Origin of the sequence: Streptomyces sp. NPDC046977 (assembly GCF_040644455.1) — a bacterium.
Classification (GTDB): domain Bacteria; phylum Actinomycetota; class Actinomycetes; order Streptomycetales; family Streptomycetaceae; genus Actinacidiphila.
This window is the reverse complement of record NZ_JBEYWO010000021.1, coordinates 93,547-115,532: the sequence shown is the minus strand read 5'-3', so window position 1 is coordinate 115,532 and position 21,986 is coordinate 93,547. Positions and strand designations below refer to the sequence as shown.

18 protein-coding genes are annotated in these 21,986 nt (G+C 71.1%); 7 read left to right on the top strand and 11 right to left on the bottom strand.

Annotated elements, in window-relative coordinates:
• Positions 1 to 45 precede the first annotated feature (45 nt).
• Positions 46 to 1,095: an SGNH/GDSL hydrolase family protein gene (locus ABZ883_RS28255; protein ID WP_360911035.1), complete on the top strand. Its 1,050-nt coding sequence runs from the start codon at positions 46 to 48 to the stop codon at positions 1,093 to 1,095.
• 33 nt (positions 1,096 to 1,128) lie between these two features.
• Here the strand turns inward: ABZ883_RS28255 and ABZ883_RS28250 are convergent, their stop codons facing one another.
• On the bottom strand, positions 1,129 to 1,539 hold the full coding sequence (locus tag ABZ883_RS28250; protein WP_360910910.1) for a VOC family protein: 411 nt from the start codon (positions 1,537 to 1,539) through the stop codon (positions 1,129 to 1,131).
• A 22-nt stretch (positions 1,540 to 1,561) separates the two neighbouring features.
• Positions 1,562 to 1,978 (bottom strand): helix-turn-helix transcriptional regulator, encoded by a 417-nt coding sequence (locus ABZ883_RS28245; RefSeq protein ID WP_360910908.1) that lies wholly within the window; start codon positions 1,976 to 1,978, stop codon positions 1,562 to 1,564.
• A 149-nt stretch (positions 1,979 to 2,127) separates the two neighbouring features.
• On the opposite strand from ABZ883_RS28245, the gene ABZ883_RS28240 reads away from it, so the two are divergent.
• Together ABZ883_RS28240 and ABZ883_RS28235 are read left to right on the top strand one after the other, a co-directional pair.
• Positions 2,128 to 3,348, top strand: coding sequence for an acetyl-CoA C-acetyltransferase (locus ABZ883_RS28240; RefSeq protein WP_360910906.1), 1,221 nt, complete (start codon positions 2,128 to 2,130; stop codon positions 3,346 to 3,348).
• Between the two features lie 229 nt (positions 3,349 to 3,577).
• Positions 3,578 to 4,387, top strand: a complete 810-nt coding sequence (locus tag ABZ883_RS28235) for a hypothetical protein (protein ID WP_360911033.1) — start codon at positions 3,578 to 3,580, stop codon at positions 4,385 to 4,387.
• Positions 4,388 to 4,400: 13 nt separating this feature from the next.
• Here the strand turns inward: ABZ883_RS28235 and ABZ883_RS28230 are convergent, their stop codons facing one another.
• Positions 4,401 to 4,724, bottom strand: coding sequence for a hypothetical protein (locus ABZ883_RS28230; RefSeq protein WP_360910904.1), 324 nt, complete (start codon positions 4,722 to 4,724; stop codon positions 4,401 to 4,403).
• Positions 4,725 to 4,830: 106 nt separating this feature from the next.
• Between ABZ883_RS28230 and ABZ883_RS28225 the strand changes: the two genes are divergently transcribed.
• Entirely contained in the window at positions 4,831 to 5,061 is a 231-nt protein-coding gene (locus ABZ883_RS28225; RefSeq protein ID WP_360910902.1) for a DUF4287 domain-containing protein, read from the top strand.
• Between the two features lie 89 nt (positions 5,062 to 5,150).
• Here the strand turns inward: ABZ883_RS28225 and ABZ883_RS28220 are convergent, their stop codons facing one another.
• From ABZ883_RS28220 to ABZ883_RS28185, 8 genes are all read right to left on the bottom strand, one after another.
• The gene (locus tag ABZ883_RS28220) at positions 5,151 to 6,008 is read right to left on the bottom strand and encodes a Bax inhibitor-1/YccA family protein (protein WP_360910900.1); all 858 of its coding nucleotides are present in this window, start codon (positions 6,006 to 6,008) and stop codon (positions 5,151 to 5,153) included.
• A 250-nt stretch (positions 6,009 to 6,258) separates the two neighbouring features.
• Positions 6,259 to 7,545: an alkaline phosphatase gene (locus ABZ883_RS28215; RefSeq protein WP_360910899.1), complete on the bottom strand. Its 1,287-nt coding sequence runs from the start codon at positions 7,543 to 7,545 to the stop codon at positions 6,259 to 6,261.
• A 307-nt stretch (positions 7,546 to 7,852) separates the two neighbouring features.
• On the bottom strand, positions 7,853 to 10,015 hold the full coding sequence (locus ABZ883_RS28210; RefSeq protein WP_360910897.1) for a VCBS repeat-containing protein: 2,163 nt from the start codon (positions 10,013 to 10,015) through the stop codon (positions 7,853 to 7,855).
• 81 nt (positions 10,016 to 10,096) lie between these two features.
• Complete coding sequence (locus ABZ883_RS28205) at positions 10,097 to 11,152, bottom strand: NlpC/P60 family protein (protein WP_360910896.1); 1,056 nt, start codon at positions 11,150 to 11,152, stop codon at positions 10,097 to 10,099.
• A gap of 34 nt (positions 11,153 to 11,186) precedes the next feature.
• Positions 11,187 to 11,669 (bottom strand): poly-gamma-glutamate biosynthesis protein PgsC/CapC, encoded by a 483-nt coding sequence (locus ABZ883_RS28200; RefSeq protein ID WP_360910894.1) that lies wholly within the window; start codon positions 11,667 to 11,669, stop codon positions 11,187 to 11,189.
• Complete coding sequence (gene pgsB / locus ABZ883_RS28195; protein WP_360910892.1) at positions 11,666 to 13,255, bottom strand: poly-gamma-glutamate synthase PgsB; 1,590 nt, start codon at positions 13,253 to 13,255, stop codon at positions 11,666 to 11,668. Before pgsB ends, ABZ883_RS28200 begins: the two co-directional genes overlap by 4 nt.
• A 6-nt stretch (positions 13,256 to 13,261) precedes the next feature.
• The gene (locus ABZ883_RS28190) at positions 13,262 to 15,574 is read right to left on the bottom strand and encodes a HAMP domain-containing protein (RefSeq protein ID WP_360911031.1); all 2,313 of its coding nucleotides are present in this window, start codon (positions 15,572 to 15,574) and stop codon (positions 13,262 to 13,264) included.
• A 257-nt stretch (positions 15,575 to 15,831) separates the two neighbouring features.
• Complete coding sequence (locus ABZ883_RS28185; protein ID WP_360910890.1) at positions 15,832 to 17,034, bottom strand: CapA family protein; 1,203 nt, start codon at positions 17,032 to 17,034, stop codon at positions 15,832 to 15,834.
• 62 nt (positions 17,035 to 17,096) lie between these two features.
• Here ABZ883_RS28185 and ABZ883_RS28180 point away from each other — a divergent pair, with 62 nt between their 5' ends.
• The 3 genes from ABZ883_RS28180 to ABZ883_RS28170 all read left to right on the top strand — a co-directional run bounded on the left by ABZ883_RS28180 (position 17,097) and on the right by ABZ883_RS28170 (position 21,871).
• Positions 17,097 to 18,026 carry a hypothetical protein gene (locus ABZ883_RS28180; RefSeq protein ID WP_360910888.1) on the top strand — a complete coding sequence of 310 codons (930 nt, stop codon included), beginning with the start codon at positions 17,097 to 17,099 and terminating at the stop codon, positions 18,024 to 18,026.
• 390 nt (positions 18,027 to 18,416) lie between these two features.
• Complete coding sequence (locus tag ABZ883_RS28175; protein WP_360910886.1) at positions 18,417 to 20,111, top strand: LCP family protein; 1,695 nt, start codon at positions 18,417 to 18,419, stop codon at positions 20,109 to 20,111.
• Positions 20,108 to 21,871, top strand: coding sequence for an LCP family protein (locus tag ABZ883_RS28170; RefSeq protein WP_360910884.1), 1,764 nt, complete (start codon positions 20,108 to 20,110; stop codon positions 21,869 to 21,871). Before ABZ883_RS28175 ends, ABZ883_RS28170 begins: the two co-directional genes overlap by 4 nt.
• Positions 21,872 to 21,986 lie beyond the last annotated feature (115 nt).

Below are 21,986 nucleotides of genomic sequence, written 5' to 3'. Positions count from 1 at the left end.
GGGGCCCGTGCGCGGCACGGGAGGTGGACCTTGTCCAGGGCAAGGGTGGCGCGGCGGATCGCGACGGCCGCCGCGTACGGAGGAGGCGGGATCGGGCTCCTGGGCGGAGCGGCGGTCGGCCTGGTGCTGACCGAGGCCGCGCTCGCCCGTCGCGTCGTCGGCGGCTCGGACGCCATCCCCCCGCGGGCGGGCGGCCACTACGGCGCCGCCTTCGCGCTGAGCAGCGGCGAACGGCCCATCGTGCTCGCCCTCACGGGTGATTCGACGGCGGCGGGCCAGGGTGTCCACCGGGCGAGCCAGACGATCGGGGCGCTGCTGGCGTCCGGGCTGGCCGCGGTGGCGGAACGGCCGGTGCGGCTGGTCAATGTGGCCAACCCCGGTGCGAAGTCCGACGACCTGGCCCGCCAGGTCGATCTGCTGCTGGCGCAGGACGCGGGCCCGCCGCCCGACCTGTGCGTGGTGATGATCGGCGCGAACGACGTGACGCGGCGGATGCCGCTGGCGGTCTCGGTGCGGATGCTGTCCGACGCGGTGGGGCGGCTGCGCGAGGCGGGCGTCGAGGTGATCGTGGGCACCTGTCCCGACCTCGGCTCGGTCGAGCCGGTCTACCAGCCGCTGCGCTGGATCGCCCGGCGCCTGAGCCGGCAGCTCGCCGCCGCGCAGACCATCGCGGTGGTCGGTGTCGGCGGCCGTACGGTGTCGCTGGGCGACCTGCTGGGCCCCGAGTTCGAGTCGCGGCCGCGCGAGATGTTCGGCCCGGACAACTACCACCCGTCGGCGGAGGGGTACGCGACAGCCGCCATGGCGATGCTGCCGACCCTCTGCGCGGCGCTCGGGCTGTGGCCCGAGGAGGACGAGCGTCCCGACGCCCGCCGCGGCGAGGGCTTCATGCCCGTCGCCCAGGCTGCCGCCGAGGCGGCCGGCGAGGCCGGCACCGAGGTCGCCGCCGCCTCCGGCAGCGTCTCCGGGCCCCGCGGCCGCTGGGCCCTCATCAAGCGCCGCCGTCGCCGCCGGCTGCCCGACACCACCGATCCCACGCTCGCCGCCGAGGCGGCCGAAGCCGCCGCGGCGGCGGCCGAGGCCGCCCAGAACTGACGCCCGCCCCGCGCGGGCGCCTCCCGGGGCGCCTCAGCGGGGCTGGTTGAAGCGCAGAAGGTTGCCCGAGGGGTCGCGGAAGGCGCAGTCGCGGACGCCGTAGGGCTGGTCCATGGGCTCCTGGAGGACCTCGGCGCCCGCGGCGCTGATGCGTTCGAAGGTCGCGTCGCAGTCGGGGGTGGTGAAGATGACGCCGCGGAGCATGCCCTTGGCCATCAGCTCGGACATGGCCTGCTTGTCGGCGGGCGAGGCGTTGGGATTGGCGAGCGGCGACTCCAGGACGATGGAGACGTCCGGCTGCGCCGGGGAGCCGACGGTGACCCAGCGCATGCCCTCGAAGCCGACGTCGTTGCGGACCTCCAGGCCCAGGACGTCGCGGTAGAAGGCGAGTGCCTTGTCGTGGTCGTCGACGGCGATGAAGCACTGTGAGAGCGAGATGTCCATGGCCCTCACGCTAGGGCCTGTCTCACGCCGAGGCGCTGCCCGCCGCCGGGTTCCTGACGGGGCGGGTGAACATCTTGGCCACGCACGCCGGGATCGGCGCGCCCTGCGCGTGGTCGCGGGCGCGGTAGGCGCTCGGGGTCTCGCCGACGAGTTCCGTGAAGCGGGAGCTGAAGGAGCCCAGCGAGGTGCAGCCGACGGCGAAGCAGACCTCGGTGACCGACAGGTCCCCGCGGCGCAGCAGCGCCTTGGCGCGCTCGATCCGGCGGGTCATGAGGTAGCTGTACGGCGTCTCGCCGAACGCGGCCCGGAAGCTGCGGGCGAAGTGGCCGGTCGACATCAGGGCCCCGCGGGCCAGTGCGGGGACGTCCAGGGGGTCGGCGTAGTCCCGGTCCATCGCGTCCCGCGCCTGCCGCAGCCGTACCAGGTCCTCGGAGTTCACCCCGACAGCATCGCATGCGCGCCGCGGGCTAAGCGGGCGCTCAGAAAGAGGCCCGGGTCACAGCGCACAAGACGTGACTGGGTGCTCTACGTACAGGTAACTTCCCCAGGAGTACAGCCGTTCCGACGCCGCCTCGACGAGGAGTCGCGATGCCCGAAGCCGTGATCGTCTCTGCCGCCCGCTCCCCCATCGGCCGGGCCGTGAAGGGGTCCATGAAGGACCTCCGCCCCGACGACCTCACCGCCACCATCATCCAGGCGGCGCTGGCCAAGGTCCCGCAGCTCGACCCGCGGGACATCGACGACCTGATGCTCGGCTGCGGTCTGCCCGGCGGCGAGCAGGGCCACAACCTGGGCCGGATCGTGGCCGTGCAGATGGGCATGGACCACCTGCCGGGCTGCACCGTGACCCGCTACTGCTCCTCCTCGCTGCAGACGACCCGGATGGCGCTGCACGCCATCAAGGCGGGCGAGGGCGACGTCTTCATCTCGGCGGGTGTCGAGACGGTGTCCCGCTTCGTCAAGGGCAGCTCCGACGGCATGCCCGGCACCCACAACCCGCACTTCGCGGAGGCCGAGGCACGTACCGCGGCCCGCGCCGAGCAGGGCGGCGGCGAGTGGCACGACCCGCGTGAGGACGGCCTGGTCCCGGACGCGTACATCGCGATGGGCCAGACCGCGGAGAACCTGGCCGCGCTGAAGGGCATCACCCGCGCCGAGCAGGACGAGTTCGGCGTGCGCTCGCAGAACCTGGCCGAGGAGGCCATCAAGAAGGGCTTCTGGGAGCGCGAGATCACGCCCGTGACGCTGCCCGACGGCACCGTGGTCTCCAAGGACGACGGCCCGCGCGCCGGCGTCACCCTGGAGGGCGTGCAGGGCCTGAAGCCGGTCTTCCGGCCCGACGGCACCGTCACCGCCGGCAACTGCTGCCCGCTGAACGACGGCGCGGCCGCGCTGGTCGTCATGAGCGACACCAAGGCCCGCGAGCTCGGCATCACCCCGCTCGCCCGCGTGGTGTCCACCGGTGTGTCCGCCCTGTCCCCGGAGATCATGGGCCACGGCCCGGTCGAGGCCTCCCGCCAGGCGCTCAAGCGGGCCGGGATGACCATCGGCGACATCGACCTGGTCGAGATGAACGAGGCCTTCGCCGCGCAGGTCATCCCGTCCTACCGGGACCTGGGCGTCGACATCGACCGCCTGAACGTCAACGGCGGCGCGATCGCGGTCGGCCACCCCTTCGGCATGACCGGCGCCCGCATCACCACGACGCTGATCAACTCGCTGCAGTGGCACGACAAGCAGTTCGGCCTGGAGACGATGTGCGTCGGCGGCGGCCAGGGCATGGCCATGGTCATCGAACGCCTGTCGTAATGCCTGTGTGCGTGTCCTAAGTCGCAATCGAACCGCCCCCGGGATGTGACCTTGCCCCGGGGGCGGTCGTTTGCCCAGGTCAGGAGTGCATCACTCGACCGGCTCAAGACTTTGGACCTGCCCATATCGTGACGTTCCGCACTGCAAAGGCCATGGATTTGAGTGCACAGTGGTGTGTACAGGGGGCCAGGCTCGGGAAAGCACAGTCGGGAGTACGCCAGTGAGCGCCATGTTCCTCGTCCTGCTGACGGGTGCGGCAACCGCCGTGGCCGCCGGCTCCGCCGCGCTGTTCGCCACGCGCGGCGTTCGTCGTGACGTCGCCGCCCTGCGCGCGGACCTGGCGGCGGCCACGGCCGCACATGCCGCCGTGCCGGCCGCGCGCGCGGCCGCGGAGACCCCCGGCGTCGAGGCCATACGCACCGCTGTCGCGGACGCCCTCGCCGACGAGCGCGAGCGGGAGCTCGCCGAGGCGCGGGCCTTCTGGGCAGCCCAGGAGGCACCCCTGGCCTACGGCGCCGGCGAGGCGGGCGACGCCGTCGCCGACGCCCAGCTCGACGTCCAGATCTTCGGCGGCACCGGCGCCGCCCCGGGCACCGCGGGCTCGGACTACGAGGTCCTGCCGTACGGCCCGTTCCTGCCCCGCCAGGCGGACCTGACCGGGCTGGAGCCCGGCCCCGTCGGCCCGGTGCCCTTCCGGCACCCCTCCGACCCGGACTTCGCCGTCCCGGCCCCGGTCGTGGCCAACCAGGAGCAGACCGCCGAGCGCCTCGGCGAACTCGCCGACCTGCGGATGCCGCTGGCCGACGTACGCCCCGGCCCGCTCGGCACGCTGGACGTGTACGTCTTCGCCGACGGCACCACGCTCTGCATGACCCCGGGCGACCGCGAGACCGCGGACCGGCTCTGCGACGCCCTGGACCGCGGCGAGTCCCCGGTCCTGCTGGGCGGCTCCGCGGTGGCCGGCGGCTACGCGCTCACCTTCACCTTCGGCGAGGAGTCGGTGTACGTCCTGGCCGACCGGGTGGTCGCCTCCCTCTGACCGGGACAAGCCGCTACAGGCCGCAGCGCGAGGCCGTGTCCCGGATCAGGGACACGGCCTCGTCGCGTACCGCGGCCAGGTCAGGGTGCGGCTCCAGCGCCGCGGCCAGTTCGTGGGCGGCCACCGCGATCTGGTCGCCGACGGCGAAGACGCCGTCGTCCGGCATCAGCAGCGGTTCCCGCCCGGGGAACTCGATCCGCTGCGCCCGCACGGCCAGTTCCCGGGCCAGCGCGAGTCCCGCGGCCGCCACCTCGCCGCGCAGTCTGCTCTGCGGCAGGGAGCGGTAACGTCCGGCCAGGGCCCCGGCGGTCTCACGAAGCGTCGTACAGTCCAGCACGGCCGGGAGCCTACCGGTACGTACACAGAACCGACGCGTCGCACTGTTGCCATCGGGAGAAGCCTCAGGCACGGTGGGGTGACCGGAACGCATACCGGAGGCGCCGATGTCCCAGACCTTCTCTGAAGAGACCCACCGGAACCTGCTCTCCCACATCCCCCACTGCACCGGCCGCGAGATCGGCGAATGGCTTCGCACGGTCGACGAGGGCCCCGCCTTCCTCCGCTTCGACGAGAAAGTCAGCTGGCTCCGCAGCGAGCACGAGCTGTCCTACGGGCACGCCAAGGCGATCGTCCACGAGTACGACCTGAGGCGCGCCGCCCGGAGGCTCGGCTAGCGGCCTCCCCGCGCATGCGAACGGGCCCCGAAAGGCATTGCCTCCGGGGCCCGTTGAATGCCCGCCCGGCCGGACGGGCGTCGTTCGCGTCAGTCGTCGCCGCGCAGGATGGCGATGAGGCGCAGCAGCTCCAGGTAGATCCAGATGAGGGAGAGGGTCAGGCCGAAGGCCGCCCACCACGCCTCGTTGGCCGGGGCGCCGTAGCGCACGCCGTCCTCGATCTCCTTGAAGTTGAGCGAGAGGAAGAAGGCGCCGAGCAGCACGCCGATGACGCCGACCGCGATGCCGAGGCCGCCGCTGCGCAGGCCCAGCCCGTCACCGCCGCCGATCGCGGCGGCGATCAGGTTGATGACGATCAGGATGAGGAAGCCGACGGCGATCCCCATACCGATGCGGTAGTAACGCCGGGTGACCCGGATGAGCCGGGTGCGGTACGCCACGAGCATGCCGGCGAAGACCGCCATGGTGCCCAGCACCGCCTGCACGGGGGCGCCGCTCCAGACCGTGTTGTACATCTCGCTGATGATGCCGAGCGCGATGCCCTCGAACGCCGCGTAGCCCAGGATGAGGCCCGGGACCGGACGGCGCTTGAACATCTGGATCACATAGAGGACGAAGGCCACCAGGCCGGCGCCGCCCGCGAGGGTCCAGCTGCCCGGGCTGACCGGCAGGACGAACCACGCCAGCAGCGCGCCGACCACGACCGTGCCCAGGGTGATCGCCGTCTTGGAGACGACGTCGTCCATCGTCATCCGCCCGGTCTGCACCGGGGCGGCGGGCGGGGCCTGGTAGGTCGCCGTGTCGTACGGGTTGGTCCCGGCGTACGGGTTCCCGCCCGCGTACGGGCTGCCCTGCGGCTGCGTCTGCGGCTGCGCACCGCCGAAGCCCGCGTAACCCTCCCCGCGGGAGAACCCCCGCCGGGAGAAGACCGGGTTGCTGCTCCTCATCTGTCACTCCTCCATGCCGTGCGATACGGCTTCGCACCCAGAGTAATGGCATGGCAAAGCGGGCGGTCTAGTCCTCAAGGAGGATCTTCTTCCGTTCTTCACCCCGATGCCGCTCTGGGGGACGGGCCGGACGGGTGAACCGCGCGCCGCGACGACAGCGGAGCCCCGGGGCGTGATCGCCCCGGGGCTCCGGTGGGGGCGCGTCAGCGCGTCAGCGCGTCAGCGCGTCAGCCGCCCGGGTGCGCGTCGCTCAGCGGCGCGTCAGGGCCTGGCGCAGCACGTCGTAGACGTAGGTGTTGGCGTGCTTGCCGGTGAAGCGGTCGGACAGCGGGCCGGCCGCGGTCACGGGCACGTCCACACCGGTGTGACCGGAGGTGGTCCAGTCCATGTAGAAGGTCTTCTCGCTGCCGCGGATGCTGAACGGACCGTCCTCGGCGGAGATGGCGTCGCCGGACTCGTCGGCGGCGTCGGCCTCCTCGACGGCCAGGCCGCCGGTCTCGTGGTCGCCGGTGACGACCAGCAGGGTGTCGGAGTGGGTGGCGACGTACGCACGGGCCACGGCCACGGCCTTCTCCAGCTCCTGCATGGACTGCAGGGTGCGGGTGGCGTTGTTGGAGTGCGCGAACTCGTCGGTGCCCTCCTCCTCGACCATGAGGAAGAAGCCCTTCTTGTTCTTGTCCAGCGTGCTCAGGGCCTTGCTGGTCATCGTGGACAGACCGACGACCGGGCTGTACACGTCGCCCTGGCCCTCGGGACGCTGCTGGAACATCTCCTCGTTGGCGAAGAGGCCGAGCAGCTTGCCGCCCTTGGCGCGGCTGAGCTGGTCCGCGCTGCTGACGTAGGAGTAACCGGCCTTCTGGGCCTTCTTGATGAGGTCGCCCTTGGTGCCCTTGCTCGCCTCGGACGTGTCCTCGGCGGGCTTGTCCTTGAACGCGCCGGCGTTGCTCGCGGGCAGCCACCAGTCCTCGCCACCGCCCAGGATGACGTCGGGCTTGCTGACCTCGATGTACTGGCGCGCGATCTCGTCCTGCGCCGAACGGTTGGCGGTGTTCGAGAAGAACGCCGCCGGCGAGGCGTCGGTGACCTGCGCGGTGGTGACCAGGCCGGTGGCCTTGCCGGCCGCCTTGGCCTGCTGGCCGAGGGTGGCCAGCGGGTTGCCGTCCACGTCGACGCTGATCGCGCCGTTGTAGGTCTTCTCACCCGTGGCCCACGCGGTCGCCGCGGCGGCCGAGTCGGTGATGACGGCCTTCGGGTCGTCCGGCTCGGTGGTCAGCTGGCCCGAGACGGGGAGCTTGTCCATGGCGAGCTGGCCGTTCAGGCCCGTGAAGTGCAGGCGGGCGGCCTGGCGCAGGGCCGGGCCCATGCCGTCGCCGTTGATGAAGATGACGTTCTTGGCGGTCGGGGTCTTGGCCTTCGCCTGCGGCGCCGTGGCGGAAGCGCCCAGCGTCGGGTTGACCACCATCGTCACGACCGCGGCGGCTATGGCCGCGACTGCGGGAGCGGCGAACCGCCGGGCCCTACGAGCATCCAGGGACACAACGTCCTCCGTTGTAGTTCTTGCCCATTACTTGACCGCGACCATAGGAGTCCCGGGGGGAAGATTGACCAAGGGAACATGTCCAGTGCGCAACGGAACCTTCAGGTAACGGTAAAGACGCACGTCGCACTTGTCCGTACAGGTCGCAAAGCGACGTCAGTCGGACGGCGCGCACCGCCCTGCTCCTCAAGGGCTTTTGAGGCGGATCCGGAGCCGCGGCCGAACCGGCTGCGCGCAGTGAAAACGCGCGAACCGGCGGGGGCGTCGTCGCGACGCCCCCGCCGGTTCGTGATGCGCGGTCGCCCGGTCAGGCGAGGGAGGCCCAGCTCTTCCAGTACGTCGCGTCCCCGGCCTGGACCCGGTTCTTGAAGGTGCCGGTCCCCGTACCCGCGTTGAGCCACAGCTTGTTCGAAGTGTCGCGGGACACAAGGTCGTTGCGGCCGTCGCCGTTGAAGTCCCCGGCGCCGATGACGTCCTTGTAGGTGCCGCCCCAGGCCTTGAACAGCAGGACGCGGTCCTTGAGGGTGCCTCCGCGGACCCCGGTGTAGCGGTAGAGGTTGCCGGACTTGTCGAGGGCGAGCACGTCGCCGATGCCGTCGCCGGTCAGGTCGCCGGCCCCGATGACGCGCTTGTAGGCCCTCCAGTCCGAGCGGATCCGCTTGCGCGCCAGGAACCCGTCGGTGCCGTTGTGCGCGTAGAGGTACAGGTCGCCGGTGGCAGCGTCGCGGGCCAGCAGGTCCGGGCGGCCGTCGCCGGTCTGGTCGCCGCTGGAGAGCAGCGTGTCGTAGCCGCTCCAGTTCTGCGCCAGACGCCGGTACGCCGAGTCGGGCGCGGGCAGTCCACCGCACACGAGCGTGTAGAGGCGGGCCTCACCGCCGGGCATCCGTACGACGAGGTCGTTGCAGCGGTCGCCGTCGAAGTCGCCGAAGGGGACGGCCCTGGTGCTGTCCGCCCAGCCACCCGTCTGGTAGGTGCGGACCGGGTTGGTCGCGTCCTGGGTGAACTGGTTCATCATGCCGCTGGCGCTGAGGCCCACGATGTCGGAACGGGTGGTGTCGGCGTAGTCGTGCCACTTCGGCAACGCCCTGGTCGCCGTGGTCGCGGTGAACGCCGAGCGCTTGGAGCCGTCGTCGGCCGACTGCGTCCAGACCGCCGCCGGCAGGCCGTGGTCGTCGGTCGCGACCCGGCCCGCGCTGGTTGTCCCGTTCTGCTGGGTGTTGAGGGTGACGGGCTTCGACGCGGCGCCGCCCGCCAGGGTCTGCGTGACGAAGTCGCGGCGGACCGTGCGGCTCGATTCGAATCGCCGCTGCGTGTAGGTGACGACGACCTGGCCGTTCGCGGTCTGCGTGGCGCTGACCGAGTCGGGCTCGGCATAGGGGGTCAGCCGCTGCGGGGCGCCCCACGTGGAGCGGGACGCGAGACGGGTGGCGACGTACGGACCGCCGACGGCGGTGACATCGCCGTTCGGGGCCGTCAGCAGCTCCGCGGGGGTCGAGGAGTCCGCGCCGATCCCGATGGGCTGGGCCTGGCCCCAGTCCTTGGCTCCGGCGGGCTTGCGCGCGTAGCCGCCGTGGGAGAGCAGGTGGAATCCGCCCTGCGGATGGGCGGCCAGCGTGACGTGCCGGGGCTGCGCGCCCAGCTGCGGCAGGGCGCGCGGCGCGGTCCAGGAGGCGGCACCGGCAGGCTTCTCCAGGAACCTGTAGTACCACTGGTACGCCGTCGGGTCGTCGTCGACGCCGTCGCCCCGGTAGGAGCTGTCGCCGCCCCAGATCAGGGCCTGGGAACCGTCGGCGGCCACGGCCAGGCGCAGGTCCCGGAGTACGTAGTCGTAGGTGTTGTCCGGGCGGACGATCGGGTCCGGGAGCCGGTCGAGGGTCACCGGAGCGGACCAGGCCCCGCGCGCGGCGGACCGCTCCACGACGGTCAGCCTGCGCTCGGTGTCCATCCAGGCCACGACCTGGCGGCCCGCCGCGCCGGCGGCGATCGTGAGGGGAGTGGAGGACTGCTCGAATCCACGGGTCGCCGGCGTACCCGTCGCGACGTCCTCGGTGGCGGCGAAGGCGGTGGCGTCGGGAGCCAGCCGGGACATCCGCAGTGCGCTGTGCACGCCGTCCGCGGCCGCCGTCCACCACAGGAGGGCGACGGCACCGTCGTCCGTACGCCGCAGGACCGCGCCGGGCGCGGCCGCGGCCGATCGCCAGGTGGTACCGCCCGCGGCCCTGACCGCCAGCACCGTCCCGCCGTTCTGCGTGAACAGCCCCACGAGGGTGCCGTTGCGGGCCGACTTCAGGTCGATCACCTTGGTGACGCCGGGCAGTTCCTTCGGGGCGGCCCACGGGCCGATCCCGGCAGGGACGGCGGCGGCCGCCGTGGTCTGTGCCGTCGCCGTCGCCGTGACCGGCACGCCGGCGGCCAGCACGAGCACGGGAATGAGCGCGCTCTTCAGGAGCGCGCGGGTACGCATGGTCATGTGAATGCCCCCCCGGGCTTCGTGTGTCCGAACGTGATGCGATGCGGACGGCCGCGGTACCGCGGCCGTCCGACGTGGCCGTCAAAGACGCTTGGCGCTCCGCAGCAACTGGGCGTAGAAGCCATTGCCGTCGATGCGGGACGCGCCGCCCTTGTCGCCCATGGTCGGCCCGTTGACCTCTTTCCGGCTCGAGACGAAGACCCGGTGGCCGTCGGTGTCCAGGCCGAGGTAGAGGGCGACGTGGTCGATGTGGTCGCCGGTGCGGTGGTCCATCTTGAAGAACAGCAGGTCGCCCGGCTGGAGGACGTCGATGTTGTCCGGCCGGACGTACCAGGGCGCGGGGCCCTGGATCTTGATGATGTCGACACCGACCTTGGAACGGGCCATGCCGTTGGCACTGCGGGGCAGCCCGTCCCCGAGCGTGTTGGTGGCCATCAGCGGGTACCGGCCGCGGTAGCCCCACACCATGCGCATGAAGCCGGAGCAGTCCAGCGACCGCAGGCGCTCCGGGTGCGCGGGCATCGTGGTGCCGTCGCGGAACGTGTACGACTGGCCGAGGTAGTCGTAGAAGTCGTTCTGCTCAAGGCGGTCCACGCCGTCTTCCTTGAACGGACCGAAGAAGGCGTCACCGGCGTACTGGAGTCCCTCGGAGTCCTTCTTGACCGGCGCGCCCTCCACGTACTGGAAGGCGAACGCGAAGATGTCGTCCTCCTTGCTCCCGTAGAACTCCTTGAACCAGTCCTTGAACCACTGCTCCTTCTCGGCGCCCTTGGTCCACGGCTCCGGCATCAGGCGCACCCAGTCGTCGGTGACGACGCGGGACGTGGTGTTGGCGGGTTCGCTGAAGGTCCGCGAGGCCCCCTTGAGCGTGGCGGTGCGGGCGCCGTCGGTGAAGGTGGCGATGACCGCTCCGCTCGCGTCGCGCAGGACGGAGCGCGCCGGGTCGTTCAGCCGCTCCCACGTCTGCTGACCCGTGGACTGCTTGCCGGCCACCTGCACGCCGTCGGTGACGGCCAGCACCTTCGGAACCTTCGCCTGCTCGTCCTGGCGCAGCTCATAGGTGAAATAGGCGCTGCCCGCGAGCAGCGCCAGCACCGTCACCCCGTGGAGGACGGCGCGGCCTTTGCGCTTCGGCATGATGGAACTCCAGGTGTGCGTGCGTGCGAGGGGATCAGGCGGTGGGGAGCGCGCCGAGCAGGATGCCGGCGGTGAGGACCACATAGGTGGCCAGCGTCACCGAACCGGTGGACAGCAGCGTCGCGCCCTTGGGCTGGCGCACCAGCTGGTAGCCGATCAGGCCCGGAACGATGAAGCCGAGCGTCTGGTTCGCGTACAGCAGCGGGAACTCCATCTGCAGCACGATGATCACGGTCGCCTGGATCAGCACACCGGTGAGGACGACAGCCGCGAACAGCCTCTTCCCGTACAGGATCACAAAACGCTGGAGCAGCAGCGTGGTGAGGTAGGTCAGCACGGTCACCCCGACGACGAGCGCGGCGCGCTGCAGGTCCTCGATCAGGGTGAGCGCGATCCAGCCCGGCGTGATCATGCCGCCGGGCGACAGGTTGGTGGTCAGGTAGCACATGAGCGAGAACATCAGGCCCAGGCCGATGCCGATCGCGGCGATCTCGGGGGTGAGGACGGACGGAATCAACGGGGCTCTCCTGGGCTGTGCCACTGCGGGTTGTCGTCGGCCGGTGGGGCGGGAGGAACACGGGGCTCGAACATCCCCCGGGCCGGGGGACGGACGGCGCGTGGGGCGGGATCCGGGGCGTCGTCCGCGACGGCCGCGGCACCGTGGCGCGTCTCGGGCGCCGGTGCGGCGTCGTTGCCGTCGGCCGTCGGCCAGGCTTCGGGGCGCCGGTTGGTGACGTCGCGCTGTACGGGGATCTGCGCGACGAGTTGCTGCGGCCCGTAGCGGGCCTCGTACGCCGGCGAGTACCCCTGGTAGGGGTCGAGGTGCGGGGCGTACATCTGTGCCGTGTCCGCGGTGCCGGGCGTTGCCGCCGGCAGCTGCCCGGGGTGGGTCGGGGCGGCGGTCTCCGTCGTGTCCGGGGTCTCGTCGGTCGGCAGTTCCGCGAGGTGCTCCAGGAAGATCTCTCCCTGGCCGTGGATGTTGCCGATGGCGACCAGTGAGGAGTCGGGTCCGAGCAGTTCGAGCATCCGCGCCATGAACTCCGCCGGGTCGCGGCGGTCGCCGCCGAGGTCGACGGCGCGGGAGCGGTACTCCGCGGGAATGGCGTCGATGGCGGACTTGGCCGGATGGCCGATCACGAAGACGTGCTCGGGGTCGAGCTCGGGGATGATCTCGCCCATCTGACCGTTGCGCTCGACCCGGTCGGGACGGCAGTTGATCACCACGTTCAGCGGGCGGTGGATCGCGCCGAGGTCGAGGAGCTGGTTGATGTTCATCAGCGTCGACTCGGGGTCGTTGGCGGCGAAGACGTTGGCGAAGCGCAGCTTCTTGCCGTCGGGGGTGAGGTGGCGCTCGACGGACAGCACGCCCGGGTCCGGCGGGGCGTCGTACATGCCCCGCAGGGCGGTCTCGCGATCGACTCCGAGCAGTTCGGCGACCGTGAGCGCGATGGCGACGTTCTCCTTGAAGGTGAACCAGCTGAAGCCGCGCAGCTCCTCGTCCGTGACCATCTCGGGGTCGGCGTAGATCAGCTTGCAGTCCCGGGCGTCAGCCTCCTCCTGGAGGATGGCGAAACGTTCCTTCTCGGCGGTGACACAGATGCCCCCGTACGGCATGGACCGGCACAGCGAACGTGCCACGTCGTCGAGGGTCGGACCCATCTCCGCCAGGTGGTCCTCACGCACGTTGCACAGCACGCCGATGGTGGACCGGATCAGCTTGGACTGGTTGATCTCCTGCAGGGCGGGCATCACCGCCATGCACTCGATGACCAGGGCATCCGGGTTGTAGGCGGCCGCCCGGCGCACGATGCCGATCTGCTCGACGACGTTGGCGATGCCGAACTTGCGGTAGACCGGCTCCTCGGTCGCGTCGGGGTGGATGAAACGGGCGGCGGTGCCGGTCGTCTTGGCGACGGTGACGAGGTCCCCACCGCGCAGCGCGCCGGCGCACAGCCGGGTGATCGACGACTTGCCGCGGATGCCGTTGACGAGCACCCGGGTCGGGATGTTGTTCAGGTTGGTGAAGTGCCGCCGCTGTTCCACGATGCCCGCCACGAGCAGGATCGCGCAGCACACCAGCAGCACGGTGTAGAGGAAGAGCACCAGTGATCAGTTCCTTACGTACTGCTGTTCCTGCGGACCGTGGGGATCCTGCGGACCCGACGGCCCCCGGGCGGGCTCGGACATGACGGGGTTCGCCGCACCCGGCGTGCGCGGCGGGTTCTGCCGGCGCCGGTCCTGCAGTTGCTGGCGGATGAGTTCCAGCGAGCGGGTGACCGCGCCGACCTCGTCGTGGTGCCGTGGGAAGAGCACGGTCTTGCGGTCACCGTCGGCCAGGGCCTCCGCCTGGTCGGCGAGGTGGCGCAGCGGGCGGACGACCACGATGTACATCCAGCCCAGGCAGGCGGCCGCCGCGGCCGCGCCCAGCAGCCCGGCGAGCACGGTCCGGTTCTGCCGGTCGTACTGCGGGATCGCGAGGCGGTCGGCGGGCTGCCAGCTCACCACGCTCCAGCCGAGCGGCTTGGCCGGTCCGCCGCCCGCGAACGGGGCCGCGGCCGCGATCTGCACGCCGTCGTGCCGGTAGAGGACACCGCTGGCGTGGGCGGACTTGCCGACCCTCTGCCCGCTGGCGGACACCAGGTCCTTCAGCCGCTCGTCGGGCAGCTGCTGAAAGGCGCGGTAACCCGTGTTGCCGGCGATCACGCGGCCCTTGTCGTCCACGAGGCGCACCACGCCGAGGCCCGGCCGCTTGAGCAGGGAGTTGAGGAAGTCGATGCGGAACTCGCCGATCAGCGCCGCGCCGTGCCGGCCCGGGAGGTCCGCGGTGCCCACCACGACGGGTTCCTTCCCGCCCTGGCCGAGCAGCCGGATGGGGTCGGCGGCAGCCGGCTTGGGACCGGCCTCACGCGGTGCCTCACCGGCCTGGGCCACCACCTTGCCGGCGGCGTCGACCACGTACAGCGAGCGGTAGCGCAGGTGCTGGTTGATGGTGCTCTGGAGCACCTTGGTCATGCCGGCGGGCTCGGTGCGGTCGCCGATCAGGCCCGCCACGGACTCCAGGTCCGCGTCGCCCTCGTTGAGCGCCCGGCGTACCCGGTCGGAGAGCGTGTTGGTGCGTTCGCGCTGGTCGTTGACGAGCTGCTGCGGGACGACGGCCGTGTCGTCGGCCCGGTTGAGCAGGAGCAGCAGCGGCGCGGACCACACGAGCAGCAGGACGGCGCAGACGGCCAGCAGCGCCCGGCTGCCGATGCGCCGCAGTCCCCGGGGCCGCTGCGCGGAATCGACGGGCCCGGCCGGCTCGCCGAGCAACTGGCGCCGCAGCCGCTCCAGTGCGGCACCGATGCGCCGGGTCTCACCGTGGCCGGGGACGGCGACGGGACGCGTCATGTCCCCGCGGGAGAGCCGCCGGGACTCCAGGAACAGGCGGATCAAGGGGCGCTGGACGGTACCGAGGAGGACGGCGATGGCAAGGCCGCCGATCGCGAGCAGCAGGCCGCCCGCCACCAGGCCGAAGACCGGCGATATGGCGAGGGTGGGGTCCACGTCGACCGTCACCATGGCGACGACCGTCAGTCCCAGGCCCGACGCCGTGGTGGCCTCACCGGGCTCGGGGCCGGTCAGCGTGGCGTACCCGGCGACGGGGCGCGCACTGAGGCCCCCGCCGACCAGGCTGCCGCTGACGCCCCGGTATCCGCCGGAGCCGGGCTCCTTGCTGCTGCGCGGGTCCTGCTCGGCCAGGCGGGCGGCGCGCTTGGCGAAACCCTTCAGCTGCTTGCGGGCCGCGTCGACCTCCACGCGGTCCCGCTCCGTCAGCACCTGCTCCGGCTCGGGGATGCCGTCGCTGCTGAGGATCGCGCCGTCGTGGTCGACGACGGCGATGGAGCGGAAGTGGCCGAGGCTGATGCCGGGGAACTTCAGTGCGTTGGAGGCCACGAGAAGTTCCTGCGGCTTGCCGGGCCACGACAGAAGCGCGAAGGACAGCAGACGGATCTCGCCGTTCTGCAGCCGGATCATCCGCGGGTCCAGTCCCCCCTCGTCGCCGAGGGAGGAGCGGTCGAGCACGGGCAGCGGCACGGTCTCGCCGCGCGCCGCGAGCAGCTTTCCGGAGCGGATCTCGATGACCGCGGTTCCCAGCCACTTCTGGTACGTGTTGCCGAGTTCGTCGAGCACCGTGTCGGCCGACACCGGTTCCCCCGCGCTGAAGAGCGTGGCCGAGCGCGAGAGGTCGGTGACGGACTCGTCGACGGAAGCGCGCAGCGCGGTCGCGCCGTCCTCGGCGAAGTGCTGCTGCGAGATCTGCACGGCCTTGGGCACACCGGCGTTGTCGATCCGGCCCAGGACGAGAGCGGTGAGTGCGGCCAGCAACAGCAGCAGCACGGTGAGGACCGCGATCGGAGGACGAATGCCTCCGAGCAGCGACATGTCGGCGCGGCGGCGGGATCGGTGCCGCCGCGCCGGGGGCGAAGACGCCAAGGAACGGTCCTCTCGGGCTCTTGCAGGGTGATGAGTGGGCACGTGGAGCCGGTGCGCGGCCTACGTACGCGCCGGATCTGCGGAGGGTGGGTCACGCATCCGGAGTACTGACCAGTGAGCCGGGCGCACAGTTGTGCGGGCAGTGCGTGACGTGGGCCACACGCGACGACCGCCGCGAGGCGGCGGACGTGCGCGGGACCGGACTGTCAGGGCAGGGGTGTCAGGGGCTTCAGGCCGTCCTTGCCCGCTCCTCGGTTCAGCATGGTGCCCTCGGTGCGCTCGAAGGCGAGCCGCAGTCGCGCCCGCTCCTGGTCGGGCAGGTCACCGCTGCGGAGCGCGCGCGCCACGTCGAGCAGCCGGTAGTCCTTGACGTCGTCGTCGCCGACCGCGACCGGCGCCCCGTTGTCGGTGGCCTCGGGGTCCGGCGGGATCTCCACCACGGTCGGCTCGAAGCGCGGCGTGACCTCCCACTTGCCGCCCCTCTCGGTGAACGTGAACCAGCCGATCACGCCCTCCTCGGTGAGCCCCGTCGGTGTGTCGTGCCGCGCGACCTGGTTGCCCAGTCCGTAGGCGATCCAGGTGCCGTCGACCTTCTCCATCGGCTGCACGACGTGCGCGTGATGGCCGACGACCAGGTTGATCCCGGTCTTCCGGGCGATGTCCCGGGCGAACGTGAGCTGCGGGGTCGTCGGGTTCGGCTGGTTCTCACGCCCCCAGTGGATCGACAGGATGACGACCTCGGCACCCGCCTTGCGGGCCCGCGCCTCGGCGGCCTTGATCCGGCCGAGGTCGGTCAGGTTGACCACCCACGGCTTGCCCTTGGGTATCTCGTGGTCGTTGAAGCCGTACGCGAAGGAGATCTGCGCCACCTTGACGCCCTTGACGTCCATGATCAGCGGCGTGAGGGAGTCCTGCTCCGTGCGGAAGGAGCCGGTGTGCTTGACGCCCGCGGCGTCCAGCGTGTCCAGGGTGTTCTTGACGCCCTCGTACCCGTGGTCGAGGGAGTGGTTGGAAGCGGTGGAGCAGGTGTCGTACCCGAGATCCTTGATCGTCGTGGCGATCTGCGGCGGCACGACGAAGTTGGGGTAGCTCTCGAAGGGGCCCTTGGGCTCGCCGATCACCGGCTCGAGGTGGCAGATCGCCAGGTCCGCCTTGCTGATCACCGGCTTGACGCCCGCCATCAGGGGCCCGAAGTCCAGACCGTCCACCCCCTTGCCGGTCTTCAGGGCGTCCTTGTGGCCCTGGTCGATGAGCTGCGGATGCAGCAGGATGTCCCCGGCCGCGGCAACGGTGAACGTGCGCCCGTCGCCCTTCGCGGCGGCGTCGTCGCCGAGAGGGCCGCATCCCGTGAGGGAGGCGGCGAGGGCGGCGGAAGCCAGCAGGGCTGGCAAGGTGCTGCGTTTCTTCACCGGGATATCTTCATACAACCATGAGAGCCAATCGCTCCCCGAGCATAACGATCGCGACAATCGTGCTGACCGTCGCGAGTCTCGCAGCCGTCCTCGGCATCGTCCTCCTGTCGTCGTCCGACGGGAACGCGAACGCCGGACGAACCGGTCGCCACACCGAGGGTGTGGACCTGCTCCAGCAGGTCGCCGACTACACCAGCCGGTTCGGCCCCGACGACGGCTACCGGCCGCCCACCAAGGAGGACCGTACGGGCATCGCCGGGGCCGTGGGCCTCCTGCTGGACGGGCGCCGGACCGATGCGGAGAAGCAGCTCTCCCAGTTCGACTTCACCGTCACCACCGTCCGGGACCGGGTCTCCGGACATCACTACGCCGTGGTGGCCGACCGCACGGAGTCCGCCGTGACACCGCGCGGCTGGGGGCGGGTCTACCTGGACCTCGACTCCCGCCCCCGCTGGTCCGTGCAGGTCCCGCACCCCGTCGCGGACCGAGGCACCGAGGAACTGGGCGTCCGCGTCCTGCGCGGCGCACCGGGTGGCGTCCTCGTCGTCGCGGGCGCCCACCGCGCCTCGGGGCAGGGCGACGCGGCGGATGTCGCCCATCGCAGGGACACGGTCTTCCACGCCGTCTGCGCCGAGCTCGCCCGGCACAAGCTGCCCGCGATCCAGGTCCACGGCTTCGCCCGTTCCTCCGCGCCCGGCTACGACGTCATCGCCTCGACGGCGGGCGCCCCACTCGGCCGGCCGGAGGCCCGCCGGCTCGCGGACGCCCTGGCCGATCGCGACTTCCACGTCTGCCGGGCCTGGAGCCGCCACTGCCCGCTGGAAGGCACGGAGAACATGCAGGGGCAGGCGGCCGACGAGGAGCACGTGCCGTTCCTGCACGTCGAGTTCGCGCCCGCACTGCGCGGGGACGGGCCGGAGGCCGAGCGGGCGGCGGCCGCGGTCACCGTGGTCACACGCGGCTGGGCCGGCGGCGGCACCTCGGGCTGAGCCGGTACGCCGCCCGTCGCGGAACACCGCGACCGTCCGGGCTGGCCGGGCGGATCGGCGCCCGCGTGCGCGGGTGAACGGAAGGGCTCGCCGCGGGCCCGTGACCCATTGCGCGGGCCGCACCGCGGTTCTCCCTGTCCCGCACGGTGGCTCCGCGGGTGATGCCCCGATGTCAACCAATCGTAAAAATGGTGAATGTGACCGCCCGCACGGGCACGAAAATTTGCCACTGGAGACTCAGGACGCTCAACTATGCAGCTAATGTGAGCGATCCGTACCGACTCCTGACCCGGGACGACCGCATCGCGTCGGCCGCACCATCTCGCACGGCTGACGACGGAGCGCCGCGGGGCGGGCTCGGCGTGAACCCGACGGAGGACCCGAGCGACCGTGGACACGCAAGGCCGTAGGAACACAGACCCGGCGGACCAATGGGTTCTCGATCCCGCAACCGGCACCTATCAGCTGCGGTTGGACCCTGAAACCGCCCCGCCGCCCGCCGTCCCCGCACAAGGCGGCCGACGCGAGCGCAGGGAGCAGCAACAGGCGGTCCCGCCGCGGCAGCGCTCAGCCGCGACGAGCACCCCCGCAACGGGCAGCAGCCGGCGGCGCGGCAGGACTTCCCGCGGGAAGAAGGCCGGCAAAGGGAAGAAAGCCCTCGTGTGGACCGCTGGTGCGCTCGGGTTCGTGCTCGTCGCGGGCAGTTTGGGCGGTTACCTCTATTACCAGCACCTGAACAGCAACATCACCGCGGTCGATGTCGGCAATGCGGGCAGCACGAACACCACCACGCACAATGCGGCGGTCAACATCCTGGTGATCGGCAGCGACAGCCGAGTCGGCCTCAAGGGCAAGTACGGGGACGCCAACAGCGTCGGTCACGCCGACACGACCATCCTCTTCCACGTGGCGAAGGACAGGTCGAACGCCACCGCGGTGAGCATCCCCCGCGACATGATCACCGCCATACCGGACTGCCCGACCAAGCAGAAGGACGGGTCCACCAAGACCGTCCCCGGGACGCCGAAAGCCACGTTCAGCCCCCGCTTCAACGAGAGCCTCGGCCAGGAGGGCCGCGACCCCGGCTGCACCATGCGGACCATCACGCAGCTCACCGGCATCCCGATCAACCACTTCCTCATGGTCAACTTCGAGGCGGTGAAGACCCTGTCCACCGCGGTCGGCGGCGTTCCGGTCTGCCTGGCGAAGCCGATCCACGACACGGACTCCAAGCTCAACCTCCCGAAGGGCCCCGCCCGGGTCGAGGGCGAACAGGCCCTGCAGTTCGTCCGGACCCGCCACTCCCTGCAGTTCGGGAGCGACCTCGACCGCATCAAGCTCCAGCAGCAGTTCCTCGGCTCGATGATCCGGGAGCTGAAGTCCAGCGACACCCTCACCGATCCGACCAAGCTCTTCAAGCTGGCCGAGGCGGCCACCAAGGCGTTGACCGTGGACACCGGGATCGACAGCGTGAAGAAGATCTCCGATCTCGCCAAGGACCTGAGCGCGGTCGATCCCCGGCACATCACCTTCGCCACACTGCCGGTGCTCGACAATCCGGCGGAGGGAAAGTTCCACAAGACGGTGGTGCTGGACGAGACCAAGGCCCCGCAACTGATGTCCATGATCAAGAACGACATATCGCTCACGGACGCCGTCAAGAAGAAGCCCGCCGCGGTGGACGCCAAGCTCCAGGGGACCAAGGCCCAGGCCGCGGACGTCCGGGTCCTCGTCCACAACGGTGGCGGCCCGCAGGGCGCGGCCCAGGCAACCCTCGAGTGGCTGCAGAACGAGAAGGGTGTCAGCCGTTCCACCAATGGCGGCAACGCGCCCTCCGGCAAGCAGGAGCGGACGACGCTGGTCTACGCGCCCAACCAGGCGGACCAGGCACGCGCCCTCGCGGCGATGATGGGCCTGCCCGCCTCGGCGCTGAAGCCCGGCGCGACCGATGCCGAACCCAAGGCCACCATGACATTGACCCTCGGCGAGGACTTCAAGAGCCCGGGTGTCCCGCTCACGGCTCCGACCAAGGCCCCCGAGGGTGTCCAGCAGGCGCACGCCAGTGACAATGTGTGCGTCAAATGAGCGCCGCCGGGGGGAAGTTCACGCCTGGTGACGAGCGCCGGAGAAACCGCGGCCGGCGGGGGGCGGCCGCGGCACGGGACCTCGGCTGGGACGACAGTCTCTACGAGGACGACGGGGACGGCGGGAAGAACGGCGAGGACGGCGAGGGCGGCCGGCACGCCGGGACGGGCGCATCACCGGCCCGGGTGCCCTCGCCGCGCGACGGCGGCGACTCCCGCCGCCCGGCCGGCCGTCGCCCTCGCAGCCGGGGACGACGGATCGCCAAAGGAGTGGCCATCGGCCTCTCCCTGCTGGTGCTCGGCACCGCCGGCGCCGGCTGGGGCTACTACCAGCACCTGAACGGCAACATCCGCAAGGGCGAGCGCAGCAGCGGCGACAGCAAGGTGGCCAGGTCGAAGACCGATTCCCAGGGCCGGGCGCCGCTCAATATCCTGCTCCTGGGGTCGGACAGCCGCAGCAGCGAGGAGAACATCGACCTCGGCGGCCATCGAGAGGGCAAGAACGATCCGCCGCTGGCCGATGTGCAGATGCTCCTGCATGTCTCCGCGGACCGTCGGAGCGCCTCGGTGATGAGCATTCCCCGCGACACCAGGGTGGACATTCCGCGCTGCGTCGACCCCGACTCCGGCCGTGTCTACGAGCCGGTCAACACCATCATCAACGCGAGCCTGGCGCGCGGCGGACCGGGCTGCACGCTCGCCACGTGGCAGAACCTCACGCACATCTACATCGACCACTGGATGATGGTGGACTTCAGCGGCGTCGTGGACCTCACCACGCAGATCGGCGGAGTCGACGTGTGCGTCGAGAAGCCGGTGTGGGACCGCCCGACGAGGCGGATCCCGCGGGGCGGTTCCGGTCTCAAGCTGACCACGGCCGGCCATCACGTCATCAAGGGCAAGCAGGCGCTGCAATGGCTCCGCACCCGTGACGCCTTCGGCAGTGATCTCGGCCGGGCGTCGGCCCAGCACATGTACATGAACTCCATGATGCGCCAGATGAAGAGCCAGAACCTGTTCGGCAATCCCGGAAGGCTCACGGGGCTCGCGGAAACGGCGACCAAGGCGCTGAAGGTCTCCGCCGAGATCGGCTCGGTCGACAAGCTCTACGGCATGGCCATGGAGCTCAAGGACATCCCCGTCGACCGGATCACCACGACGACGATGCCCCGCATCCCGGATCCGCAGAACTCCAACCACCTGTTGCCGGCACCGGGTGACGCGGAGCGGCTCTTCACCATGATCCGTAACGACATCGCGCTCGACTCGCACGGAGGCAAGGCCGGGAACACGCCCAAGCCGCAGCGGTCCGGGCCGGCGGCCACCCCCGCGGCCACCATCCCGGTCACCGTGCTGAACGGAACGGCGGGAACGGACGGGGTGGCCGTGTCGCAGCGGGCCACCGGGATCGCGAACGCCCTCAAGGCGAAGGGCTTCGCCCAGGCGCGTCCCGGGCAGCAGCAACAACCGAGCACCGCCACGGTGGTGAGCTACCCCGCGAAGGACGGGCAGCAGGGCAAGGCCGACGCCCTGGCCGTGGCCGGGGCCCTCGGCATCCCTGCCGCCGCCGTGAAGGCCTCCTCGTCGGTCCCGGGCATCAGCCTGGTCGTCGGCGCCGACTGGAAGGAAGGCACCGACTACGCCAAGACCTTGCCGAGCGCGGGTTCCGTGCCCGAGAGCGCGGACGTGCAGAACGGCGCGCAGGACGCCTGCATGCCGATCTACTACCCGTACTACCTGATGACACCCGCCAGGCCCTGACGCCCGAGGTGGGACGGCGAGGGGGACGGCCCCTGCGCGACGATCGCGCAGGGGCCGTTCCCATGCGGCGGCCGGGGGGTGACCGGCCCTCCGGGACGGCTTCGCCGCGAATTCA

Excerpts from the sequence above, each read along its gene's own strand:
- ABZ883_RS28170 (WP_360910884.1), top strand. The coding sequence starts at position 20,108 with ATGAGCGCCGCCGGGGGGAAGTTCACGCCTGGTGACGAGCGCCGGAGA.
- ABZ883_RS28250 (WP_360910910.1), bottom strand. The coding sequence starts at position 1,539 with ATGGACATCTCGCTCTCACAGTGCTTCATCGCCGTCGACGACCACGAC.
- ABZ883_RS28210 (WP_360910897.1), bottom strand. The coding sequence starts at position 10,015 with ATGACCATGCGTACCCGCGCGCTCCTGAAGAGCGCGCTCATTCCCGTG.
- ABZ883_RS28190 (WP_360911031.1), bottom strand. The coding sequence starts at position 15,574 with ATGTCGCTGCTCGGAGGCATTCGTCCTCCGATCGCGGTCCTCACCGTG.
- ABZ883_RS28205 (WP_360910896.1), bottom strand. The coding sequence starts at position 11,152 with ATGCCGAAGCGCAAAGGCCGCGCCGTCCTCCACGGGGTGACGGTGCTG.
- ABZ883_RS28235 (WP_360911033.1), top strand. The coding sequence starts at position 3,578 with ATGTTCCTCGTCCTGCTGACGGGTGCGGCAACCGCCGTGGCCGCCGGC.
- ABZ883_RS28240 (WP_360910906.1), top strand. The coding sequence starts at position 2,128 with ATGCCCGAAGCCGTGATCGTCTCTGCCGCCCGCTCCCCCATCGGCCGG.
- ABZ883_RS28220 (WP_360910900.1), bottom strand. The coding sequence starts at position 6,008 with ATGAGGAGCAGCAACCCGGTCTTCTCCCGGCGGGGGTTCTCCCGCGGG.
- ABZ883_RS28225 (WP_360910902.1), top strand. The coding sequence starts at position 4,831 with ATGTCCCAGACCTTCTCTGAAGAGACCCACCGGAACCTGCTCTCCCAC.